This is a genomic window from Roseovarius salinarum (assembly GCF_002834145.1).
Classification (GTDB): domain Bacteria; phylum Pseudomonadota; class Alphaproteobacteria; order Rhodobacterales; family Rhodobacteraceae; genus Roseovarius; species Roseovarius salinarum.
Genome location: NZ_PHNT01000001.1, coordinates 20927 through 42516 on the forward strand (window position 1 = coordinate 20927; position 21590 = coordinate 42516).

Annotated in this window: 18 protein-coding genes, 1 tRNA gene and 1 pseudogene; 12 read left to right on the forward strand and 8 right to left on the reverse strand. The window is 68.6% G+C overall.

From position 1 onward, the window contains the following. Window positions 1-76 precede the first annotated feature (76 nt). Window positions 77-1297, reverse strand: a complete 1221-nt coding sequence (locus CEF10_RS00135) for an acyl-CoA dehydrogenase family protein (RefSeq protein ID WP_408638397.1) — start codon at window positions 1295-1297, stop codon at window positions 77-79. 285 nt (window positions 1298-1582) lie between these two features. On the opposite strand from CEF10_RS00135, the gene CEF10_RS00140 reads away from it, so the two are divergent. Together CEF10_RS00140 and CEF10_RS00145 are read left to right on the forward strand one after the other, a co-directional pair. Continuing rightward, a complete protein-coding gene (locus tag CEF10_RS00140; RefSeq protein ID WP_101065353.1) occupies window positions 1583-2701 on the forward strand; it encodes an acetoin utilization protein AcuC in 1119 nt (372 codons plus the stop codon). Window positions 2702-2757: 56 nt separating this feature from the next. Further along, window positions 2758-4179: a pyridoxal phosphate-dependent decarboxylase family protein gene (locus CEF10_RS00145; RefSeq protein ID WP_101065354.1), complete on the forward strand. Its 1422-nt coding sequence runs from the start codon at window positions 2758-2760 to the stop codon at window positions 4177-4179. A 203-nt stretch (window positions 4180-4382) separates the two neighbouring features. Here the strand turns inward: CEF10_RS00145 and CEF10_RS00150 are convergent. Together CEF10_RS00150 and CEF10_RS00155 are read right to left on the reverse strand one after the other, a co-directional pair. Next, window positions 4383-4469, reverse strand: a tRNA-Leu gene (locus tag CEF10_RS00150). 127 nt (window positions 4470-4596) lie between these two features. After that, window positions 4597-6246, reverse strand: a complete 1650-nt coding sequence (locus CEF10_RS00155) for a peptidoglycan-binding domain-containing protein (protein ID WP_232796345.1) — start codon at window positions 6244-6246, stop codon at window positions 4597-4599. Between CEF10_RS00155 and lipB the strand changes: the two genes are divergently transcribed. The 4 genes and pseudogenes from lipB (at window position 6245) to CEF10_RS00175 (ending at window position 11494) form a co-directional block, all read left to right on the forward strand. Beyond that, entirely contained in the window at window positions 6245-7024 is a 780-nt protein-coding gene (gene lipB / locus CEF10_RS00160) for a lipoyl(octanoyl) transferase LipB (RefSeq protein WP_101065355.1), read from the forward strand. The genes CEF10_RS00155 and lipB overlap by 2 nt on opposite strands. Window positions 7025-7117: 93 nt before the next feature. Beyond that, window positions 7118-9025: pseudogene (locus tag CEF10_RS00165) on the forward strand (PhoX family protein). 179 nt (window positions 9026-9204) lie between these two features. Further along, window positions 9205-10878 carry a cytochrome c oxidase subunit I gene (ctaD, locus tag CEF10_RS00170; protein ID WP_101065356.1) on the forward strand — a complete coding sequence of 558 codons (1674 nt, stop codon included), beginning with the start codon at window positions 9205-9207 and terminating at the stop codon, window positions 10876-10878. 112 nt (window positions 10879-10990) lie between these two features. Next, the gene (locus CEF10_RS00175; protein ID WP_101065357.1) at window positions 10991-11494 is read left to right on the forward strand and encodes a DUF2244 domain-containing protein; all 504 of its coding nucleotides are present in this window, start codon (window positions 10991-10993) and stop codon (window positions 11492-11494) included. Window positions 11495-11531: 37 nt separating this feature from the next. Here CEF10_RS00175 and CEF10_RS00180 read toward each other — a convergent pair whose 3' ends face one another. Continuing rightward, window positions 11532-11993 carry a GatB/YqeY domain-containing protein gene (locus CEF10_RS00180; RefSeq protein WP_101065358.1) on the reverse strand — a complete coding sequence of 154 codons (462 nt, stop codon included), beginning with the start codon at window positions 11991-11993 and terminating at the stop codon, window positions 11532-11534. A 161-nt stretch (window positions 11994-12154) separates the two neighbouring features. On the opposite strand from CEF10_RS00180, the gene carA reads away from it, so the two are divergent. Then, entirely contained in the window at window positions 12155-13303 is a 1149-nt protein-coding gene (gene carA / locus CEF10_RS00185; protein WP_101065359.1) for a glutamine-hydrolyzing carbamoyl-phosphate synthase small subunit, read from the forward strand. 76 nt (window positions 13304-13379) lie between these two features. After that, window positions 13380-15335, forward strand: coding sequence for a glycosyltransferase (locus CEF10_RS00190; RefSeq protein ID WP_232796347.1), 1956 nt, complete (start codon window positions 13380-13382; stop codon window positions 15333-15335). Here the strand turns inward: CEF10_RS00190 and CEF10_RS17110 are convergent. After that, entirely contained in the window at window positions 15269-15913 is a 645-nt protein-coding gene (locus CEF10_RS17110; RefSeq protein ID WP_232796348.1) for a GntR family transcriptional regulator, read from the reverse strand. The two genes, CEF10_RS00190 and CEF10_RS17110, sit on opposite strands and share 67 nt — an antisense overlap. 116 nt (window positions 15914-16029) lie before the next feature. Between CEF10_RS17110 and CEF10_RS00195 the strand changes: the two genes are divergently transcribed. The 3 genes from CEF10_RS00195 to CEF10_RS00205 all read left to right on the forward strand — a co-directional run bounded on the left by CEF10_RS00195 (window position 16030) and on the right by CEF10_RS00205 (window position 18253). After that, the gene (locus CEF10_RS00195; RefSeq protein WP_101065360.1) at window positions 16030-16674 is read left to right on the forward strand and encodes a pyrimidine 5'-nucleotidase; all 645 of its coding nucleotides are present in this window, start codon (window positions 16030-16032) and stop codon (window positions 16672-16674) included. 96 nt (window positions 16675-16770) lie between these two features. Then, window positions 16771-16986 (forward strand): hypothetical protein, encoded by a 216-nt coding sequence (locus CEF10_RS00200; protein WP_101065361.1) that lies wholly within the window; start codon window positions 16771-16773, stop codon window positions 16984-16986. 61 nt (window positions 16987-17047) lie between these two features. Next, a complete protein-coding gene (locus tag CEF10_RS00205) occupies window positions 17048-18253 on the forward strand; it encodes a UbiH/UbiF family hydroxylase (protein ID WP_101065362.1) in 1206 nt (401 codons plus the stop codon). Between the two features lie 63 nt (window positions 18254-18316). Here CEF10_RS00205 and CEF10_RS00210 read toward each other — a convergent pair whose 3' ends face one another. The 3 genes from CEF10_RS00210 to CEF10_RS00220 form a co-directional block, all read right to left on the reverse strand. Further along, window positions 18317-19444, reverse strand: coding sequence for an aminotransferase class V-fold PLP-dependent enzyme (locus CEF10_RS00210; protein WP_101065363.1), 1128 nt, complete (start codon window positions 19442-19444; stop codon window positions 18317-18319). Window positions 19445-19510: 66 nt separating this feature from the next. Continuing rightward, window positions 19511-19969 carry an Lrp/AsnC family transcriptional regulator gene (locus CEF10_RS00215; RefSeq protein ID WP_101065364.1) on the reverse strand — a complete coding sequence of 153 codons (459 nt, stop codon included), beginning with the start codon at window positions 19967-19969 and terminating at the stop codon, window positions 19511-19513. Next, complete coding sequence (locus CEF10_RS00220) at window positions 19966-20421, reverse strand: Lrp/AsnC family transcriptional regulator (protein ID WP_101065365.1); 456 nt, start codon at window positions 20419-20421, stop codon at window positions 19966-19968. The genes CEF10_RS00215 and CEF10_RS00220 overlap by 4 nt, the downstream gene beginning before the upstream one ends. Window positions 20422-20513: 92 nt before the next feature. Here CEF10_RS00220 and ilvC point away from each other — a divergent pair, with 92 nt between their 5' ends. Next, a complete protein-coding gene (ilvC, locus tag CEF10_RS00225) occupies window positions 20514-21575 on the forward strand; it encodes a ketol-acid reductoisomerase (RefSeq protein WP_108723454.1) in 1062 nt (353 codons plus the stop codon). The last annotated feature ends 15 nt before the right edge of the window (window positions 21576-21590 follow it).

The window sequence follows — 21590 nt, forward strand, 5'->3', positions numbered from 1 at the left end:
CGCTAAGGGCCGCGGCCCGGCAATGCCAAAACACGACCGGTCACCATCACGCGACCGCAGCGTGACCCTCCGACGCTCAGCCGCCGTGGCGGCGCAGCTCGGTGCGTGCAACCTGCCTGCGGTGGACGGCATCCGGCCCGTCGGCCAGCCGCAGCGTGCGCGCGTGCGTCCACATCGCCGCCAGCGGCGTGTCCTGCGAAATGCCCTGCCCGCCGAACACCTGGATGGCCTCGTCGATCACGCGCAGCGCCACCCGCGGCGCCACGACCTTGATCTGGTGAATCCACGGCGCGGCCGCCCGCGCGTCGCCCCCGTCCATCATCCACGCGGCCTTGAGACACAGCAGCCGGGCCTGCTCGATCTCCATGCGCGCCTCGGCGATGATGTCGAAGTTCGCGCCCAGCTGCGCCAGCGGCTTGCCGAAGGCCTCGCGCGACTGCGCGCGCTCGCACAGCATCGCAAGCGCCGCCTCGGCCATGCCGATGGCACGCATGCAGTGGTGGATCCGACCGGGCCCCAGGCGCCCCTGCGCGATCTCGAATCCGCGCCCCTCGCCCAGCAGGAGGTTTTCGGCCGGCACGCGCACGTTGGAAAACCGGATGTGCATGTGCCCGTGCGGCGCGTCGTCGTGGCCATAGACCTCCATCGGGCGCAGCACCTCGATGCCGGGGGTGTCGGCCGGAACGACGATCATGGAGTGACGCTTGTGCCTGGGCGCGTCATCATCGCCCGTGCGCACCATCACGATGTAGACCGCGCAGCGCGGGTCGCCCGCGCCGGAGGCCCACCACTTCTCGCCGTCGAGCACACAGGCGTCCCCGTCGCGCACGCAGGACATGGCGATGTTGGTGGCGTCCGAGCTGGCGACCCGGGGCTCGGTCATGAGATAGGCCGACCGGATCTCGCCCTCAAGCAGCGGCGCGAGCCAGCGCTCTTTCATCGCCTCGGAGCCGTAGCGCTGGAAGACCTCCATGTTGCCGGTGTCCGGCGCCGAGCAATTGAACACCTCAGCCGCCAGCGGCGTCTTGCCCATCTCCTCGGCGAAATAGGCGTATTCGACCGTGGTCAGACCCGCCCCCCCCGCGCTGTCGGTCAGCCAGAAATTCCACAGGCCGCGCGTGCGCGCGGTCGCCTTGAGGCCCTCGAGGATCTCCGCCTGCCGGTCGGTGTATTGCCAACGGTCGCCCTTTCCGATCTCGGCGCGATAGGCCGCCTCCATCGGCGCGATCTCGTCGCGGATCATCGCCACCACCTTGTCCAGCAACTCCGCCTTTTCCGGCCTGATCCCGAGGTCCATCCGCACGCCCGTGCCCTCCCTGCCTTGAGTGTTCGCCGAACTGAACAGCAAGGCGCACACCGAGTAAAGGGGAACCGCCGCCGCAGGGGGCCACGCCGCGCGAAGGGGGCGCTGCCCCCTCTTGGCCTGCGGCCAATTCACCCCCGGAGTATTTGCCCCAAGGTTAAGATCCGGCCCGATCCCGGCTTCACCTTGGCCGAAATACTCCCGCCGGAGGCATCCCGGCGGCGCCGCGCGCGCAGGCGGGCCCTTTCCCCGCGCGGCCCGCGCATTACACTGCCGCGCATGCAGGCGCCGCTTTTCATCGGCTCGGAAATCTACCGCGGCTCCAGCTACGGGCCGCGTCACCCGCTATCGATCCCGCGGGTGCCGACCGTTACCGACCTGTGCCGCGCGCTGGGGTGGCTGACGCCGGCGCAATACCGCACCAGCCCGCGGGCGCGCCCGGCGGCGCTGACGGGCTTTCACACCCCGCGCTACGTCGCGGCGCTTGAACGGGCCGAGGCGGCGGGCGCGGTGGACGCGGCCACGCGCACGCGGCACGGGCTGGGCACGCTGTCGAACCCCGTCTTCAACGAGATGTTCCGGCGCCCCGCCACGGCGGCCGGCGGCTCGCTCCTGGCGGCCGAGTTGCTGCGCGACGGCGGGATCGTGTACAATCCCGGCGGTGGCACGCACCACGGGCTGGCCGATCGCGCCAGCGGTTTCTGTTACCTCAACGACCCCGTGCTCGCGTTGCGTGCGCTGTTCGCGCAGGGACTGTCGCGGATCGCCTACGTCGACATCGACGCGCACCACTGCGATGGCGTCGAGGACGCGCTGGGCGGCACCGAGGGGCTGGTGACCATCTCCACCCACGAGGAAGGGCGCTGGCCCTTCACGGGGCGGCTGGAGGACGACGCGCGCGGCACCGCTTTCAACCTGCCGCTGCCGCGCGGCGCGGGCGACGCCGACTTCGCGCTGGCGCTGCACGAGCTGATCCTGCCCGCCGTGGCGCGGCACCGCCCGCAGGCCATCGTGCTGCAATGCGGGGCCGATGCCGTGGCCGAGGATCCGCTGGCGCGGTTGGCGCTGTCGAACAACGCGCACTGGCAGGCGGTTGCCGGGCTGATGCCGCTGGCGCCGCGGCTGCTGGTCCTTGGCGGGGGTGGCTACAACCCCTGGACGGTGGGCCGCCTCTGGGCCGGCGTCTGGGCCACGCTGAACGGCCGCGAGATCCCCGACCGCCTGCCGCCGGCCGCGCAGGAGGTGCTGGGGGCGCTGACATGGAACCGCCGCGGGGGCGGGCCGCGCCCCGACCATTGGATGCGCACGTTGCGCGACGACGCGCCCCGAGCGGCCGTGTCGGACACCGTGCGCGCCCGCGTGCGTCACCTGCGCGGGCGGCTGGCCGCGCAGGTCTGACCCCTTGCAATCGCCCGGGCACCGGGCAAAGGCTGGCGCAACAGCGAGGACAGCCCATGACACGCCACGACGCGCCCGACGACCCCGACCCCTTCGCCACGCCCGCCGACACGCTGGGCCTGCCGCCCGAGGAGATGCGGCGGCTGGGCCACAAGGTCGTCGACATGGTCGTTGACCGCGCCATGCGCCGCAACGCCGAGCCGGCGGTCGCCGCCGACACGCCCGGCGCTCTGGCCGAACGGCTGGGCGGGCCGCTGCCGGAGGCGCCCGGCGATCCCGACGCCGCGCTCGAGCTGATGGCCGAGGTCGCGCTTGCGCGGATGCAGCACGGCGACCACCCGCGGTATTTCGCGCGGGTGCCGGGGCCCGCCGCCTTCGCCGCGATCCTGGGCGACTGGATGGGCACCGGCTTCAATGCCATTTGCGCCAGCTGGGGCGGCGCGGCAGGCCCCGCCACCGTGGAAACCACCGTCATCGACTGGCTGGCCCAGATGCTCGGGCTGCCGGCGCATACCGAGGGCGTGCTGCAGTCGGGCGGGTCGATGGCCAGTTTCACCGCGCTTTGCGCGGCGCGGCACGCGATCGGGCAAGGGGTCGCCTACCTGACAGACCAGACGCATGCCTCCTTGGCGCGCGACCTGCACGAGATGGGCCTGCACGAGTCGGAGATCCGCGTGCTGCCCTCCGACGATGCCTTCCGCATGGACCCGGGCGCGCTGCGCGCCGCGCTGGCCGAGGACCGCGCGGCAGGTCGCCGCCCCATGGCGGTGATCGCCTCGGCCGGCACGACGAACACGGGCGCGACCGACCCGCTGGACACGCTGGCCGACATCTGCGCGGCCGAAGCGATCTGGCTGCACGTCGACGGGGCCTATGGCGCGCCGGCGGCGATCACCGAGCGCGGCCGCGCCGAGCTGGCCGGGCTGGCCCGGGCGGATTCGCTGGTGCTCGACCCGCACAAGTGGCTGTTCCAGCCCTACGACCTGGGCGTGTGCCTCGTCACGCGGCCGGGCGCGCTGGAGCGGGCTTTCGCGATGAGCCCGGAATACCTGCGCGACGTACAGACGGCCGGCGAAGTCAGCTACGGCATGCGCAGCCTCGAGTTGTCGCGCCGGTCACGCGCGCTCAAGCTGTGGATGTCGCTTCGCACCTATGGCGCGGGCACGTTCCGCGAGGCTGTCGCGCGCGGCATTGCCCTGGCCGAGACGGCCGAGGCGCACCTGCGGCAGGCCCCCGAGACCTGGGAGGTGAGTTCGCCCGCGCGGCTGGGGATCGTGTGCTTCACGCTGAAGGGGGCGGATGCAAAGACCCACGCGGCCCGCGCCGCGCGCCTGTCGGAGTCGGGCTTCGCCTGCGTGTCCTCCACCGTGCTGAAGGGCAAGCCGGCGCTGCGGCTGTGCACGATCAACCCGCTGACCACCCCCGAGGACATAACGCGGACCATAGACAGGCTGGCCGAGGCGGATACCGGCGGCTGATGCCGGAGCCGGGGACTGCGGGCATCGGCGTGCGTCCGTGTGCAGGATGAACGGCCCCATCTCCGCGGCCGCGACCACGGCGCTTCCCGCTCGGGGACGCGGTGCAGGCGGTCCTGCCCCGGGCGTCACGGTTCGTCGCCGAACACCGCGACGGCCAGTGAATCCTTCGAATCCTTTTTCGGATCAACTGCCTGGGAGAGTGATGGTGCGGTCGAGAAGATTCGAACTTCCACGGGTGTTACCCCACAACGACCTCAACGTTGCGCGTCTACCAATTCCGCCACGACCGCACGTGATCCGGTAGGTGCCGCGGCATATACGCATTATGGCCGCGCTTGAAAAGGGGCAAATCGCATCCCGGCGAAACGCGATTTCACGGGACGTGGGGGCGGGCCGCGAACGGCCCGCCCCGGCGCGTCATTGCGAGACCTGGAACACCGGCAGAGGTTCGCCCTGCGTGGATACGGGCGCCGGGCCACCCGACGCCTGGCCGCCCGAGAGCGCCATCGTCGCCTGGTGCAGCAGCGTGCCGCGATTCGCCTGCTCGGGGGCGAAGACGGGAGTTGCCCCGCCGTCCAGCGCGTCGACCGCCATGGTGTACCAGTCCTGCGCGAGATCGGCGCGTTCGGGCGTGCCGAAGCCCTTGGACAGGTGATGGCCCAGAAGCTCGGCGTAGGGTTTCTCGCCCAGCGCGACCAGGGTCATAGCCCCGGCGATGGCCGGTGTCATCTCGTCGCGGCGATACCCGGAAGCCAGGCAGATGCGCGCGGTGGTCGACAGCTGGTCCGTCGTCATGTCGGCGCCGAGGACGAACTGGCGCACGTCCGAAAGCACCGCGTCACGCCCGGCTTCGCCGGCGCGGGCGACGTAGTCCGACATCGCCTTGCCGAAGGAATCGCACTTGGCGTCGATCTGCGCGGGGCTGGCCCCCTGCACCGAGCCGGCCAGGTCCTCGCCCGCCGCGATGGCGTAGGTCCGCGCGAGGCAGAACTGCTCGCTCAGCACGAACTCGGGGTCGTTCATCTCGGACACGGTGGTGAACCCGCCGTTGGCGTTGGTCAGCATGTTGACCCTGTTGCAGTGATCGCCCAGGGATTTCTGCGGCTTGGCGGTCTCGAACACCGGCAGGCTGCCCTGGTCGCCCGAGGAGGCCGTTCCCGAACGGGCCGCGGCCATGGTCGTCTGGTCGCCGCCGGTCGTACCCTGCGCGCCGCCACTGGCCATCTGCGTGTCCTGCCCCTGCGCAAGGCGGCAGGAGCCGCCGGTGCAGGTGAAGCTGGCCGGCTGCGGGTCATGCACCAGCAGTTCGTTGCGCACGTAGCCCTGGGGTGTCGACGCGAAGACCAGGCTCTTGCACTGGTCGGCGTTGCACCAGAAGCTCGACCCGCTGACCGAGGTATCGAGGATGTAATCGTTGTTGCCGTCGCCGTTCAGGTCCGCGAGCTGGATGAAGCCCGCGCGCTGAAGCAGTTGCTCGGCCGAGGGATCGCTGCTGCGCGCGACCTCGTCGATGGCGTTCGACACCGCCGGCGGCAGCCCGGCATAACCCGAAAGCCGCGTCTGCCCGCCGGTCAGCGCCTTGCGCTGTTCCAGCAGCAGCGCGCGCACGCCGTTGGGGTCCTGGCTGATCAGCCGGTTCACCTCGGGGCCGCCGGCCTGGCCGCGCTGGTAGGCCGCCAGCAGCAGGCTTTTCTGGAAGTTGGTCAACTGCCCGCTTGCCGGGTAGTTCATGAAGCCCTGGTAGCGCGAGATCGCGTTGCGCGTGTTGGGGCCCAGCACACCGTCGACGACGCCCGCGTTGAACCCGAAGTAGTTCAGCGAGGTCTGGATCTGGCGGCGCTCCTGCACCACGGCGGCCGAGGCGCCGGGGCGGTAGACGCGTTCGCGCACCACCGTGGTCGTCCGGCGCTTCTGCTCGTTCTGTTTGGCCACGCCGGTGACGATCGCACTGCCGATCATGCCACCCACGAGCCCGCCGAGGAACTCGTTGTCCGCACGCGCGGCGGTGGTCGATGTGGCAAGGATCGCGGCAATCAGCATGGCCTTGGTCGACCGTTGGAATGGCATGGTCGGTTTTCCTCCGTGTGAAAAGGTAATACGGAAGCATAGCACAGGCCCGGCCCGGACCGGGACTCCAAATTTCCGCCCGCGCAACCGCCGGAGCCGCCCCTTGGTCGAGTGGATCACGTCAACCCAGCCCGTCGATTTCCGCACCGCCGAACGCGTCATGGAAGGGCGCGTCGCGGCGATCCGCGCCGGCGAGGCCGACGAATGCATCTGGCTGCTGGAGCACCCGCCGCTGTACACCGCGGGAACGAGCGCGCGTCGCGAAGACCTCGTCAGCCCGGACCGCTTTCCGGTCTACGAAACGAAACGCGGCGGGCAATACACCTATCACGGGCCGGGCCAGCGGGTCGTCTACGTCATGCTCGATCTCGACCGGCGCGGGCGCGACGTTCGGTCGTTCGTCGCCGCGCTGGAGGCCTGGGTCATCGCCACGCTCGACCAGTTCAACGTGCGCGGCGAGATCCGCGAGGGCCGCGTCGGCGTCTGGGTGGTGCGCGACGACAAGCCGCGCACCGAGACCGGGCAACCGCCCGAGGACAAGATCGCGGCCATCGGGATCCGGCTGCGCAAGTGGGTCAGCTTCCACGGCATCTCGATCAACGTCGAGCCGGACCTCGACCACTTTGCCGGCATCGTGCCATGCGGCATCTCTGACCACGGGGTGACCTCGCTGGTGGACCTCGGCCTGCCGGTAACGCTGGGCGACGTGGACACGGCACTGCGGCGCACCTTCGACGCCCACTTCGGCCCAGCGGCGGGCGACGCAGCGGAAACCTGAGTCTTTCTGATGTCATCAATCTCTCACGTCTCAGACATCGGCGGCAACTACGAATAACGGACCCCTTGTCACCGTTCCCGAGAGGAGAGACCGATGAAAGATATCGACACCGTCAACATGTCCGCCGACGACTGGGACGAGCAGAATTTCCCGCGTCCCGAGACCAACGACTTCGACCGGGTGGTCGAGCGCGCAATCTCGCGCCGCGGCTTTCTGGGCGGTGTGCTGGCCTTCGGGTCGGGCGCCGCGGCGATGGGCAACGGCCTGCTGAGCGGAACCTCGGCCGAGGCGCAGGCGGCGTCCAGTCGCTTTCCCTTCACCCCCATCGACATCCAGACCGATTTCGACGTGCATGTCCCCGAGGGCTATTCCTGGCAAACGATGATGCGCTGGGGCGATCCCTTGTTCTCGGATGCCGATGGCTATGACGTGAACGCGGGCGGCGGCCCGGTCGAGGGCTCCGACCGTGTCTTCGGCGAGAACACCGACGGGATGGAGACCTTCGCGCTGAATGGCCGTACGATCCTCGCGATCAACAGCGAATACACCAACCGCGGCACCAACCTGCCGGCCGAGCAGGAGGGTGTGCCCGCCAATGCCGGCGACGTGCGCAAGCTGCAGAACCTGCAGGGCGTGACCGTGGTGGAAGTGGCCGAGGGCGAAAACGGTTAGTCGATCGTCACCGACAGCCCCTACAATCGTCGCATCCATCACAACACGCCCATGCGGATCGTCGGCCCCGCCGCCGGGCACGACCTGCTCAAGACCGCGGCCGATCCGACCGGCACGCAATCGCTGGGCACGATGAACAACTGCGGCTCGGGCCGCACGCCCTGGGGCACCTACCTGACCTGCGAAGAGAACTTCAACGGCTACTTCGGCTCGACCGCCGAGCCGCAGGACCAGAAACCCAACGCGCTGGTCGATGGCTATGCCCGCTACGGCATCGGCACCGATGGCTGGGGCTACGATTACCACAAGTGGGACGCGCGCTTCGACACCGCGCAGAACCCCAACGAACCGCACCGCGTCGGCTGGGTCGTCGAGATCGACCCGACCGACCCCGAGAGCACACCCGTCAAGCACACCGGCCTGGGCCGCTTCAAGCACGAGAACGCCGAGGTCGTTCTGGCCGCCGACGGGCGCGTGGTCGTCTACATGGGCGACGACGAGCGCGGCGAGTTCATGTACAAGTTCGTTTCCGACGGCACCTATGCGCCCGGCGGCCCGACCGAAGGCCTGCTGGACGAGGGCACGCTATACGTGGCCAAGTTCAACGACGACCAGACCGGCGAATGGCTGCCCCTGACGCCCGGGACCACGGGCATGGAGAGCGAGGCGGAAATCCGCATTTTCGCCCGCAAGGCCGGTTCCGCCGTGGGCGCGACCACCATGGACCGCCCCGAGTGGATCTCGGTGAACCCGCACGCGGTCGAGGGCTACTGCTGCCTGACCAACAACCGCAACCGCGGCGTCAAGCCCAACGCGGGCGGCGACGAGACCCCGGTGGGCGGCCCCAACCCGCGCGAGGTCAACCACTACGGCCAGATCGTGCGCTGGATGCCGCACGCCGACGATCATGCCGCCGAGACCTTCGACTGGGATCTCTACGTCATGGCCGGCAACCCGACGGTGCATGACGATGCCTACGCCGGGTCGGCCAACATCACGCCGGGCAACATGTTCAACTCGCCCGACGGGATGGCCTTCGACAGCAGCGGCCTCGTCTGGATACAGACCGATGGCGATTACGACAACGAGGGCGATTTCGCCGGGATGGGCAACAACCAGATGCTGGTGGGCGACCCGGTCACGGGCGAGATCGCGCGCTTCATGACCGGCCCCTACGGCTGCGAGGTCACGGGCCTGTGCTGGTCGAACGACCGGCGCACCATGTTCGTGGGCATCCAGCACCCGGGCGGCAGCTGGCCCGACGGCGAGGGGCTGCCCCGCTCATCGGTGATCGCCGTCTCGCGCCGCGATGGTGCGCCGGTCGGCTGATCCGGCGGCGCGCGCCCGGGCGGCCGCGGGATCGCCCGGGCGCGACATTTTTTCTTGATCCAGATCAAACTCCGACGTTGCCGCCGCGGGAAAAGAATTCTAGAACTTGCATCAACGCGAATGCGACATCGCGCGTTGAAAGTCGCGTGCGGACGATATTCTCAGCAGGAGGCAACATAATGGCAGACGCAGCCATTCACGGCCATGAGCATGATGACGAACGCGGGTTCTTCACCCGCTGGTTCATGTCCACGAACCACAAGGATATCGGTATCCTTTACCTGGTCACCTCGGCCGTGGTCGGGCTGATCGCGGTGCTGTTCACCGTCTACATGCGCATGGAGCTGATGGAGCCCGGCGTGCAGTACATGTGCATGGAGGGGGCGCGCTTCACCGCCGCGGCGGCCGGCGAATGCACCCCCAACGGGCACCTGTGGAACGTGCTGATCACCTACCACGGCATCCTGATGATGTTCTTCGTGGTGATCCCGGCGCTGTTCGGCGGTTTCGGCAACTACTTCATGCCGCTGCAGATCGGCGCGCCCGACATGGCCTTCCCGCGCATGAACAACCTCAGCTACTGGATGTACGTCGCCGGCACCGCGCTGGGCGTCGCTTCTCTGCTGGCGCCGGGCGGCAACGCGCAACTCGGCTCGGGCGTGGGCTGGGTGATGTACCCGCCGCTGTCGACGAACGAGGCGGGCATGTCGATGGACCTCGCGATCTTCGCGGTGCACGTCTCCGGCGCGTCCTCGATCCTCGGCGCGATCAACATGATCACGACCTTCCTGAACATGCGCGCACCGGGCATGACGCTGTTCAAGGTGCCGCTGTTTTCCTGGTCGATCTTCGTCACCGCCTGGCTGATCCTGCTGGCGCTGCCGGTTCTCGCGGGCGCGATCACCATGCTTCTGACCGACCGCAACTTCGGCACCACCTTCTTCGACCCCGCCGGCGGCGGCGACCCCGTGCTCTACCAGCATATCCTGTGGTTCTTCGGGCACCCGGAGGTCTACATCATCATCCTGCCGGGCTTCGGGATCATCAGCCACGTCATCGCGACCTTCTCGCGCAAGCCGATCTTCGGCTACCTGCCGATGGTCTGGGCGCTGATCGCCATCGGATTCCTGGGCTTCGTCGTCTGGGCGCACCACATGTACACCGTCGGCATGAGCCTGACGCAGCAGTCCTACTTCATGCTGGCCACGATGGTGATCGCCGTGCCGACCGGGGTTAAGGTGTTCAGCTGGATCGCGACGATGTGGGGCGGCTCGATCGAGTTCAAGACGCCGATGCTATGGGCCTTCGGCTTCCTGTTTCTGTTCACCGTCGGCGGCGTGACGGGCGTCGTGCTCAGCCAGGCCGGCGTGGACCGCGCCTACCACGACACATACTACGTCGTGGCGCACTTCCACTACGTGATGAGCCTCGGCGCCGTGTTCGCCATCTTTGCCGGCATATACTTCTACTTCGGCAAGATGACGGGCCGCCAGTACCCCGAGTGGGCCGGCAAGCTGCACTTCTGGGCGATGTTCATCGGGTCCAACCTGACGTTCTTCCCGCAGCACTTCCTGGGTCGCCAGGGCATGCCGCGGCGCTACATCGACTACCCCGAGGCCTTCGCCACCTGGAACTACTGGTCGTCGATCGGCGCGTTCATCGCCTTCGCCAGCTTCGTGTTCTTCTTCGGTGTCGTGCTTTACTCGCTGTTCCGCGGGGCGCGCGTGACCGAGAACAACTACTGGAACGAATACGCCGACACGCTGGAGTGGACCCTGCCCTCGCCACCGCCGGAGCACACCTTCGAAACGCTCCCCAAGCGCGAGGACTGGGACAAGGGCCACGCGCACTGAGCGCGCGGCCGAACCGAACGAACAGGCGGGCCCGGCAAGCGTCAGGGCCCGCTTTTTTTCGAACCTGCCCGACGGGCCTTTTCCAACCCGCGGGCGACACTAGAACCCGGTCATGCCCTACGAATGGTCCAGACAGACGGGCGCGGACGCGGCCGATGTGACACGGCTCGATCTCTGGCCGCACCGCTCGCTGCCGCGCCGCGGGTTCGCGGCCTTCATCCTCGCGACCTTCACGCTGATCACGATTCCCCTCTACCCGCTGCTTGGTACGGTGGTGCTGTGGGGCCTGCTGCCGTTCATGCTGCTGGCGGTCGGCGGGCTGTGGTGGGCGCTGGAACGCTCCTACCGCACCGCCGAGTTGCACGAGGCGCTGATCATCGGGCCAGTGCACACCCACCTGCTGCGCCGCAACCCGGATGGCGGCACGCAGGAATGGGATTGCAACAGCTACTGGGCCAGGGTCGAGATGCACCCCAAGGGCGGGCCGGTGGAGCACTACATCACGCTCACGGGAAGGGGCCGTCAGGTCGAGATCGGATCGTTCCTGTCGGAAGACGAGCGCAAGACGCTCTACGGCGAACTTGCCGAGGCCCTGCGCCGGGCACGGGCCGGCTGAGCGAACGCGGGCGCACGTGGCATCGGCCGCGCCAAGCCTAACCGCTCAGCCGGTTCTTCACCTTCGGGCCGACCACGCCGAAATCCATCTGGCCGCTGTATCTCTGCTTGAGCACGCCCATGACCTTGCCCATGTCGCGGATGGATTTCGCGCCCACCTCGGCAATCGCCTCGTCGATCGCGCCCTCGACATCCGCGTCATCAAGCTGCGGCGGCAGGAACTCGGCGATCACGTCGATCTCCGCGCTCTCGCGCTCGGCCAGGTCGAGGCGGCCGCCTTCCTCGTAGGAGCGGACGCTCTCGCGGCGCTGCTGGATCATCTTGCTCAGAATCCCGAGGATGTCGCTTTCGCTGACGCCCGAATCCCCCTCCTCGCCGCGTGCGGCGATGTCCTGGTCCTTGATGGCGGCATTGATCAGACGCAGCGTTGCCAGGCGGTCCGGGTCCTTGTCCTTCATCGCCTGTTTGAGCGCCGCGTTCACGCGCTCGCGCAATTGCATTTCGCATGCCCCCTGTGACGTGTGACAAGAGACGCAGGGTAGTGAAAGGAAAAGGCCGAGGCAACCGTACGCACATTCACGCGATCGGGTGCACCGCCCCTTGACCCCCGCCCTGCCCGGCCATACGGTCGCGCCGGTTTGCATCCCGGAGACTCCCTGACATGGCCCCTGCGTCCTCGCCCCGCCCGACCGCCTGCCTGGCCCTTGCCGACGGCACCGTGTTCTACGGAACCGGGTTCGGCGCCACCGGGGAGACCACCGCGGAGCTGTGTTTCAACACCGCGATGACCGGGTACCAGGAGATCATGACCGACCCCTCCTACGCCGGTCAGGTGGTGACCTTCACCTTTCCCCACATCGGCAACACGGGCGTGAACCCCGAGGACGACGAAACCGCCGAACCGGTGGCCGAGGGCATGGTCGTCAAGTGGGACCCGACGGACCCCAGCAACTGGCGTGCCGCCGACACGCTGGCAAACTGGCTGGCCCGCCGCGGGCGCATCGCCATCGGCGGCGTGGACACCCGGCGACTGACCCGCGCGATCCGTCAGCAGGGCGCGCCGCACATCGCGCTGGCCCACGACCCGGCGGGCGACTTCGACGCCGCCGCGCTGGTGGACAAGGCGCGCGGCTTCGCCGGGCTGGAGGGCATGGACCTCGCACGCAAGGTGACCTGCGCACAGTCCTATCGCTGGGACCAGATGCGCTGGGCCTGGCCCGAAGGCTACACCCGTCAGACGCAGGCACGCCACCGCGTCGTCGCCGTGGATTACGGCGCCAAGCGCAACATCCTGCGCTGCCTGGCCAGCGCCGGATGCGAGGTCACGGTACTGCCCGCCACGGCCACCGCCGACGACGTCCTTGCGCACGAACCCGACGGCGTGTTCCTGTCCAACGGCCCCGGCGATCCCGCGGCCACGGGCGATTACGCCGTGCCGATGATCCGCGGCGTGCTCGACCGCGGCCTGCCGATGTTCGGCATATGCCTCGGCCACCAGATGCTCGCGCTCGCGCTCGGCGGCAAGACGGTCAAGATGAACCACGGCCACCACGGCGCCAACCACCCGGTCAAGGAAGTGGAGACCGGCAAGGTCGAGATCACCTCGATGAACCACGGCTTTGCCGTCGACGGCCAGAGCCTGCCCGACGGCGTCGCCGAGACGCATGTCTCGCTCTTCGACGGCTCGAACTGCGGCATCCGCATGACCGATGCGCCGGTGTTCTCGGTCCAGCACCACCCCGAAGCCAGCCCCGGCCCGCAGGATAGCTTCTACCTCTTCGAACGCTTCGCCGCCGCGATGGCCGGCTGACGCGCCGGGGCCGCGTTTATCTTTCGTTAACCGGATTGGTCGACCCTCGTCCCGTAACGGACGGCGAGGCTGAACCATGGGCATTTCCGAATTGCGTCAGGTGGATGGTGCCGGCGCGGCGACGCCGGCGGGGCGCGACACGCTGGGCGCGGATCTCGTCCAGTCCGGTATCATCAGCCGCGCCGACGAATCGCTCGCACGGCTCGTGCAGCGTCATTGCGACGCGCCGCTGGCCCGGGTGCTCGAGGCCGAGAACCTCCTGCGCGAGGCGGACGTTCTGGCCGTGCAGGCCCGCCGGCACGAGACCCAGGTTCTGGACGCCGAACAGCTCGGGGCGGCCGAACAGCGTCGCACCCGCGCCGACCCCCGGCTGCTGATCAAGCACGGTGTTCTGCCCGTGCGCGACGACACCGGCGCGCCATTCGTCATCACGCCCGATCCCGATGCGCTCGACGCCCTTCCGGCAGATCTCGAACCGGCGGTCCGCGATGCGCAGGTCGCCGTTGCCACCCGGCACGAGGTGCAACAGGCCGCAGCCGCCGGTAACCGTGCCGTTCTGACCGACGCCGCCCAACGTCGCGTGCCGGCCACCGAGAGCTGCCGCACCTGGGGATTCGCCCCGCGCCGGAGGCTGATGATCACGCTGGGCCTTCTGGCCGCCCTGGCCGCGATCACGGTGGCCTTCCCGCTGGCGGTGCTGACCGTGCTCGTCGTGTGGGCCGCCGTCACCCTGCTCGTGTCCGCAGGGCTGAAGACGGCTGCCTTCGTGGCCCGTGTCACCGCGGGCGGCGACGGCGCCGCGCAGGACATTGCGCCCGAGGTCAGCCAGGGGCCACTGCCGCGGGTCTCGATCCTCGTGCCGCTCTACCGCGAGACCGAGATCGCGCACGCGCTGATCGCACGTCTGACACGGCTGACCTACCCCAAGTGCCTGCTCGACGTGATCCTCGTGCTCGAGGAGGATGATGCCACCACCCTGGAAACGCTGGCCGGCATCGACCTGCCGCCCTGGATTCGCCCGGTCGTGGTGCCCGAAGGCCAGCCGCGCACCAAGCCGCGCGCGATGAACTATGCGCTGGACTTCTGCGAGGGCGAGATCATCGGCATCCTCGACGCGGAGGACGCGCCCGAGCCCGACCAGATCACCCGCATCGCCCGCAGGTTCCAGTCCGCCCCCGAGGACGTGGTCTGCCTGCAGGGCGTACTGGACTACTACAACGCGCGTCAGAACTGGCTGGCCCGCTGCTTCACCATAGAGTACGCGACATGGTTCCGCAGCATCCTGCCGGGCATGCGGCGGCTGGGCCTCGCGATCCCGCTGGGCGGCACGACGCTCTATTTCCGCCGCGCTGCGCTGGAGGAACTGGGCGGCTGGGATGCCCACAACGTCACCGAGGACGCCGACCTCGGCTTCCGGCTGGCACGCCATGGCTACCGCACCGAGATGGTCGACACCGTCACCGGCGAAGAGGCGAACTGCCGCCTCTGGCCCTGGATCAAGCAGCGCTCGCGCTGGCTAAAGGGCTACATGGCAACCTATCTCGTGCACATGCGCCGGCCCGCGCTGCTGCGCCGGCAGCTCGGCCGCCGGCAGTTCTGGGGGTTCCAGGCGCATTTCGTCTCGGCCGTCTCGCAGGTGTTGCTCGCCCCCTTCCTGTGGCTGTTCTGGCTGCTGATGCTGGGAAAGCCGGACCTTTTGCAGACCATCATGGCGCCCCCCGTGCTGATCACGCTGGTCAGCCTGTTCCTGATGGTCGAGGCGATCAACATCTGCATCCATCTCGCCTCGGTTTCCGGGCGCGAGCACGGCCACCTGATGAAATGGACCCCGACGATGCACTTCTACGGGCCGCTGGGCGCCATCGCCGCCTACAAGGCGCTCTACGAACTGGTGTTCGCCCCGTATTTCTGGGACAAGACCGCGCACGGCCATTCGCTCAGCCTGCCGGGGCGGCGCGGCGGGCCTCAGACGGTCGAGCCGACCTCGCCCGAATCCAGCTTCAGCCGGGTCACGAACGCCTTCGAGATGTGATCCTTCAGCGCCGTCTCGGCCGCGTCGGGATCACGGTTCTCGATCGCGCGGACGATCGCGTCATGCTCCTCCAGCGCGGTCGCGTCGCGCCCCTGCGCGGCCAGCGAGGTGGTCGCCATCAGCGCCATCGACCGGTGCACCAGATCCAGTTGCTGGACCAGGAACCGGTTGTGCGACGCCAGGTGAATCTGCTTGTGGAAGCGCCGGTTGGCGCGCGCCATCGCCGGCGGGTCGCCAAGAAGCGCCTCGTCCTCGCGCACCATGTCGCGCAGCACGCGCACCTCCTCGTCGGTGGCATGGCGCGCCGCAAGGTTCGCGGCCAGCCCCTCCAGCTCGGCGCGGACGACGTAGAGCTCGGCCAGCTGGTTGTGGTCCAGCGAGGACACGATCAGGCTGCGCCCGTCGCGCGTGAGCAGCGATTGCGTTTCCAGCCTCTGCAGCGCCTCGCGGATCGGGGTGCGCGATACGCCGAAACGCTCGGCCAGGTCGCTTTCCACCAGCCGGTCGCCGGGCTTGAAGACACCGATGTCGATGGCCTCGAGGATCAGCGTGTAGGCATCCTTCTGAACGGGTTTCATGGTGCGCCGATTGCCTCTCGTGCCATTGTCCGGGTTGGGCGACCCTATCCCCGCCCACACGCCGCGATCAAGACTGCCGCATTGAACGCGTTGTCGCGGCCCACTAACTTGGCGGCATGCCGCGCGATCACTTCCGCCACGTCGAAACCTGGGTCTTCGACCTCGACAACACGCTCTATTCGCCGGAGGTGCGGCTGTTCGACCGCATCGAGGCGCGGATGACGCGCTACGTCATGGATGCCCTGGCCGTCACCCACGCCGAGGCCGACCGACTGCGGCTCAAGTACTGGCGGGAACATGGCACCACGCTGGCCGGGCTGATGCAGGAACACGGGCTGGCACCGGAACCCTACCTCGAGCACGTCCACGACATTCCCCTCGACGGGCTGGCGCCCGACACGGAGCTGCACGCGCGGATCCGGGATCTGCCGGGGCGCAAGATCGTCTACACCAACGGCAGTGCCCCTTACGCCGCGCGGGTGGTCGACCGCCGCGGCCTGTCGGGCGCCTTCGACGCGATCTACGGCGTGGAACACGCCGGCTTCCGGCCCAAGCCACATGCGCAGGCCTTCGGCACCGTGTTCGACCGCGACGGTCTGGACCCGAACAAGGGGGCGATCTTCGAGGATGATCCGCGCAACCTTGCCGCGCCGCATGCGATGGGCCTGCGCACCGTTCACGTCGCCGGGGAAAAGGCCGAGGCGCCGCACATTCACCACCACACCGACAACCTGTCGGGGTTCCTCGCGCGGCTGCTGTGACAGCCCGCCGCGTGCGGCGATATGCGCCTTTGATGCAGGTCCACGAACGCATCATATCCGTCGAGATCAAGCCGAAACCCACGAAAGGACCCCGCCATGACACTTTCCGACACCGCGCCGGCCGACCACGCCACCAGCCAGAAAGACACCGGCGAGACCGCGACGTTTCTCAAGATCCTGCTGACCGTCGTGCTGCTGCTGGCCGGCTGGGCGCTGGCCGTGGTGCAATGGGGCGTGCCGGGTCTCTACATTCCCGCGCTTGCCTCCGTGCCCGTCATCATGATCGTTCTTCTGATGATCACCAAGGGATGACCAGAGACGGCTGGCAGATCCGTCCGCCGCGGGCTAGGTTTTCGGACCGAAGGGATCTGCCATGACGCACGTTTCTTGCGACATCCTGATTTCCGGCGGCGGCGTGGCCGGCCTGACGGCCGCCGCCGTCTTCGGAAACCTCGGCTTCTCCGTCGTCTGCGTCGATCCGGCCCCGCCGGTCACCGAAAGCGAGGGCGAGGGCGCCGACCTGCGCACGACCGCTTTCCTCCAGCCCGCGCAGGCCCTTCTGGACCAGGCGGGGCTCTGGGCCCGTCTGGCGCCCCACGCCGCCGAGCTTCAGGTCATGCGCATCGTGGACGCCGGCGGCGCCACGCCCGAGCCACGGCTGGTGAAGGACTTCGACGCCGGCGACATCTCGGACAGGCCCTTCGGCTGGAACCTGCCCAACTGGCTGCTGCGCCGCGAGATGGTGGCACACCTCGACAGCCTGCCCGGCGTGGCGTTCCGCGCCGGCACCGGCACGGCGGGCCTGTTCACCCGCGAGCGCGAGGCGCGCGTTACGCTCAGCGACGGCGACACGGTGCGCTGCCGGCTGGTGATCGCGGCCGACGGACGCAATTCGCCCATCCGGCAGGCCGCCGGCATCCGCGTGCAGACCACGCGATACGGCCAGAAGGCGCTTGCGTTCGCCGTCACGCACCCGATCCCGCACGACAACGTGTCGACCGAGATCCACCGCTCGGGCGGCCCCTTCACGCTGGTTCCCTTGCCCGACCGCGCCGACGGCCGGCCGCGCTCGGCCGTGGTCTGGATGGAGGACGGCCCCGAGGCGCTGCGGCTGGCCGGCCTGCCCGTGACCGAGTTCGAGGCGGCGATGAGCGAAAGGTCGTGCCACCTGTTCGGGCCGCTGACGCTGGAATCGCGCCGCACCGTCTGGCCCATCATCACCCAGGTGGCCGAGCGGATGCAGGCCGAGCGCGTGGCACTGGTCGCCGAGGCCGCGCATGTCGTCCCGCCCATCGGGGCACAGGGGCTGAACATGTCGCTGGCCGACATGCGCGTGCTGGCAGACCTGGCCGCGCAGGCCCCCGACCGGCTGGGCGACGCGCAGATGCTGGAGACCTACGAACGCCGTCGCCACTGGGACGTCAAGGCGCGGGCGACGGGCATCGACGTGCTCAACCGCGCGTCGCAGATGCACGCACGCCCACTGCGCGACGCGCGCGCGCTGGGGCTCGACGCGATCTATTCGCTGCCGCCGGTGCGGCGCACGATGATGCAGCTCGGCCTTGGCGCACGGGGGTGAACGGCTGCAAGCCCCAGTGGGGTCCTATCGCTAAATCGGCGAAATGAACGGACGGGCGCCGCGTCACAGCACCTTGTCGAGCACCCCTTCCAGCCGGGCTTTCGCGCCATCGACGTCGTAGAGCTTGTCGAGGCCGAAAAGCCCCAGCCGGAAGGTCATGAACCCCTCGGGCTCGTCGCAGGCCAGGGGCACGCCCGCGGCGATCTGCATGCCGTGCGCGGCGAACTTCGCTCCGGTCTTGATCTCGGGGTCGTCGGTGTAGGCCACGACGACGCCGGGTGCGCCGAACCCCTCGGCGGCGACCGAGGTCACGCCGCGCGCCGCCAGCATGGCGCGCACGCCGTCGCCCAGCGCCCACTGCGCCGCGCGCAGTTTCTCGAAGCCGAAATCGCGTGCCTCGACCATCGCGTCTCGGAAATCGCGCAGGGCGTCGGTGGGCATGGTGGCGTGGTAGGCGTGCCCGCCATCCTCGTACGCCTTCATGATCGCGCGCCATTTCCTGAGGTCCAGCGCAAAGCTGTCCGAGACGGTCGCCTCCAGCCGCTCGCCCGCGCGCGCCGAGAGCATCACCAGCCCCGCCGAGGGAGAGGCCGACCAGCCCTTCTGCGGCGCCGAGATCAGGACGTCCACGCCCGTCTTTTCCATGTCCACCCAGACCGCCCCGGACGCGATACAATCGAGCACCAGCAGCGCGCCCACCTCGTGGGCGGCCTGCGCCAGCGCCGCGATGTAATCGTCGGCCAGGATGATCCCGGCAGAGGTCTCGACATGCGGTGCGAAGACGACATCGGGCTTTTCCGCGCGGATGTGCGCCGCGACCTCCTCGACCGGCACGGGCGCGAAGGGGGCCGGCTCGGCGTTGCCCGTGCGCCGCGCCATCAACACGGTGCCCCCGGCGCCGAGATCGCCGGAGTCGAGGATCTGGCTCCAGCGGTAGGAGAACCAGCCGTTGCGCACCACCAGCGTGCGCGCCCCGCGGGCGAACTGGCGCGCGACCGCTTCCATCGCGTAAGTGCCGCCGCCGGGAACGATCGCGACTGCCTGGGCGTTGTAGACCTGCCCCAGCATGCCGGAGATGTCGCGCATCACCTGCTGGAACGCCGCGCTCATGTGGTTGAGCGAGCGGTCGGTGAAAACCACCGAGTATTCCAGGAGGCCGTCGGGGTCCACGTCGTCGCGAAGGGCTGTCATGGTCTGTCTCTCCTCTGTCCTGCCCCGGGGTGCTAGCGCGCGGCGCGGATGAAAGCACACCGCGCGTCAGCCTATCGGGCCCGGGAAACGTTCCTCGCTCAGCAGCACGTTGGCCTCCACCTCTCCCACGCCGGGAAGCATCATGATCCGGCGGCGCAGCACGCGTTCGAAATCCGCGATGTCACGGGCCACCACGCGGAGGCGGTAATCGAACAGGCCGAGGATGTGCTCGACGGTCTGCACTTCGGGGATGGCGGCGACCGCGCGCTCGAAATCCTCGATGCTCATCCGGCCCTTGGTGGCCAGTTTCACGCCGAGGAAGACGGTCACGCCGAACCCCAGCGCCTCGCGGTTCAGGTCGAGGCGCCGGCCCTTGATGACACCCAGATCACGCAACCGCCTGACGCGCCGCCAGGCGGCCGGTTGCGACAGGCCAAGTTGCCGGCCCAGCGCGCTCGCGCTCTGCGTTGCGTCGCGCGACAGTTCGCGCAGGATCATCCGGTCGGTGGTGTCCAGCTCGATCACAGCGGCAACAACTCGTCGGACTTGATGCGCGCCACGTGCATCAGCGCCTCGATGTCGGCGACATGCGGCAGCGTCAGGATGTGGTCGCGATAGAGTTGCTGGTAGTGGGCCATGTCGCGCGCGATCACCGACAGCCGCAGGTCCACGCGGCCCAGGAATGTCTGGATCTCGACGATCTCGGGCACGGCGCGGGCGGCGGCGTGCAGTTCGTCGAAGGCGTTGGGCTGTGCCTTGTCGAGCGTGATGCGCAGGCTGACCTCGACCTCGTAGCCCAGCGCGCGCCAGTCGATCACCGCGTGGTTGCCCCGGATCACGCCCGCCGTGCGCATCCGTTGCAACCGCCGGGCACAGGTCGCGGGCGTCACGCCCGCGCGCTCGGCCAGTTCCGCGGGCGGCAGATCGGGCGCGTGCTGGTAGTGGCGCAGCAGCCGGCGGTCGGTGTCGTCGAGCATGATCTTGTCGGAATTCGTCGTTTTACGAATGGCTATCACGGCAAAACCCGGAAAACCATCGCTTTTGATCCCATCCTGCGTGCCCGGGCGCTATGCTGGCCCGCGACATCAACCCGCGAAGGAGAAACGCCATGCGCGTGTATTACGACCGCGATTGCGACATCAATCTGATCAAGGACAAGAAGGTGGCGATCCTCGGCTACGGCAGCCAGGGCCACGCCCACGCACTGAACCTGCGCGATTCGGGCGCCAAGAATCTTTGCGTGGCGCTGCGCGAAGGCTCGTCGTCAGCCAGGAAGGCCGAGGCCGAGGGCCTCGAGGTCAAGGAGATTTCCGAGGCCGCCGCGTGGTGCGACCTGATGATGTTCACCATGCCCGACGAGCTGCAGGCCGAGACCTACCGCAAGTACGTCCATGACCACATCAAGCCGGGCGCGGCCATCGCCTTTGCCCACGGGCTGAACGTGCACTTCGGCCTGATCGAGCCCAAGGAGGGCGTCGACGTCATCATGATGGCCCCCAAGGGGCCGGGCCACACGGTGCGGGGCGAATACGCCAAGGGCGGCGGCGTGCCCTGCCTCGTCGCCGTGCACACCGATGCCTCGGGCAAGGCGCTGGAGACGGGCCTGTCCTACTGCTCGGCCATCGGCGGCGGGCGCTCGGGCATCATCGAGACCACCTTCCAGGAGGAATGCGAAACCGATCTCTTCGGCGAACAGGCCGTGCTGTGCGGCGGCATCGTGGAACTGATCCGCATGGGCTTCGAGACGCTGGTCGAGGCCGGCTACGCCCCCGAGATGGCGTATTTCGAGTGCCTGCACGAGGTCAAGCTGATCGTGGACCTGATCTACGAGGGCGGCATCGCCAACATGAACTACTCGATCTCCAACACCGCGGAGTTCGGCGAATACGTCTCGGGCCCGCGCGTGCTGCCCTACGACGAGACGAAGGCGCGGATGAAGGACATCCTGACCGACATCCAGTCGGGCCGTTTCGTCAGCGAGTTCATGCGCGAGAACGCCGTCGGCCAGCCGTTCTTCAAGTCCACCCGCCGCAACAACGACGCCCACCAGATCGAGGAAGTGGGCGAGAAGCTGCGCGGCATGATGCCGTGGATCACCGCCGGCAAGATGGTCGACAAGTCCAAGAACTGACCCATCTTTCATCGA

Bases quoted from the DNA above. Each gene is read 5' to 3' on its own strand.
- CEF10_RS00210 (WP_101065363.1), bottom strand. From the start codon at position 19,444: ATGACAGCCCTTCGCGACGACGTGGACCCCGACGGCCTCCTGGAATAC.
- CEF10_RS17110 (WP_232796348.1), bottom strand. From the start codon at position 15,913: ATGAAACCCGTTCAGAAGGATGCCTACACGCTGATCCTCGAGGCCATC.
- CEF10_RS00190 (WP_232796347.1), top strand. From the start codon at position 13,380: ATGGGCATTTCCGAATTGCGTCAGGTGGATGGTGCCGGCGCGGCGACG.
- lipB (WP_101065355.1), top strand. From the start codon at position 6,245: ATGGTCGGTTTTCCTCCGTGTGAAAAGGTAATACGGAAGCATAGCACA.
- CEF10_RS00180 (WP_101065358.1), bottom strand. From the start codon at position 11,993: ATGCAATTGCGCGAGCGCGTGAACGCGGCGCTCAAACAGGCGATGAAG.
- ctaD (WP_101065356.1), top strand. From the start codon at position 9,205: ATGGCAGACGCAGCCATTCACGGCCATGAGCATGATGACGAACGCGGG.
- CEF10_RS00145 (WP_101065354.1), top strand. From the start codon at position 2,758: ATGACACGCCACGACGCGCCCGACGACCCCGACCCCTTCGCCACGCCC.
- CEF10_RS00175 (WP_101065357.1), top strand. From the start codon at position 10,991: ATGCCCTACGAATGGTCCAGACAGACGGGCGCGGACGCGGCCGATGTG.
- CEF10_RS00135 (WP_408638397.1), bottom strand. From the start codon at position 1,297: ATGGACCTCGGGATCAGGCCGGAAAAGGCGGAGTTGCTGGACAAGGTG.
- CEF10_RS00140 (WP_101065353.1), top strand. From the start codon at position 1,583: ATGCAGGCGCCGCTTTTCATCGGCTCGGAAATCTACCGCGGCTCCAGC.
- CEF10_RS00205 (WP_101065362.1), top strand. From the start codon at position 17,048: ATGACGCACGTTTCTTGCGACATCCTGATTTCCGGCGGCGGCGTGGCC.
- ilvC (WP_108723454.1), top strand. From the start codon at position 20,514: ATGCTGGCCCGCGACATCAACCCGCGAAGGAGAAACGCCATGCGCGTG.
- CEF10_RS00220 (WP_101065365.1), bottom strand. From the start codon at position 20,421: ATGCTCGACGACACCGACCGCCGGCTGCTGCGCCACTACCAGCACGCG.
- CEF10_RS00195 (WP_101065360.1), top strand. From the start codon at position 16,030: ATGCCGCGCGATCACTTCCGCCACGTCGAAACCTGGGTCTTCGACCTC.
- CEF10_RS00200 (WP_101065361.1), top strand. From the start codon at position 16,771: ATGACACTTTCCGACACCGCGCCGGCCGACCACGCCACCAGCCAGAAA.
- CEF10_RS00155 (WP_232796345.1), bottom strand. From the start codon at position 6,246: ATGCCATTCCAACGGTCGACCAAGGCCATGCTGATTGCCGCGATCCTT.
- carA (WP_101065359.1), top strand. From the start codon at position 12,155: ATGGCCCCTGCGTCCTCGCCCCGCCCGACCGCCTGCCTGGCCCTTGCC.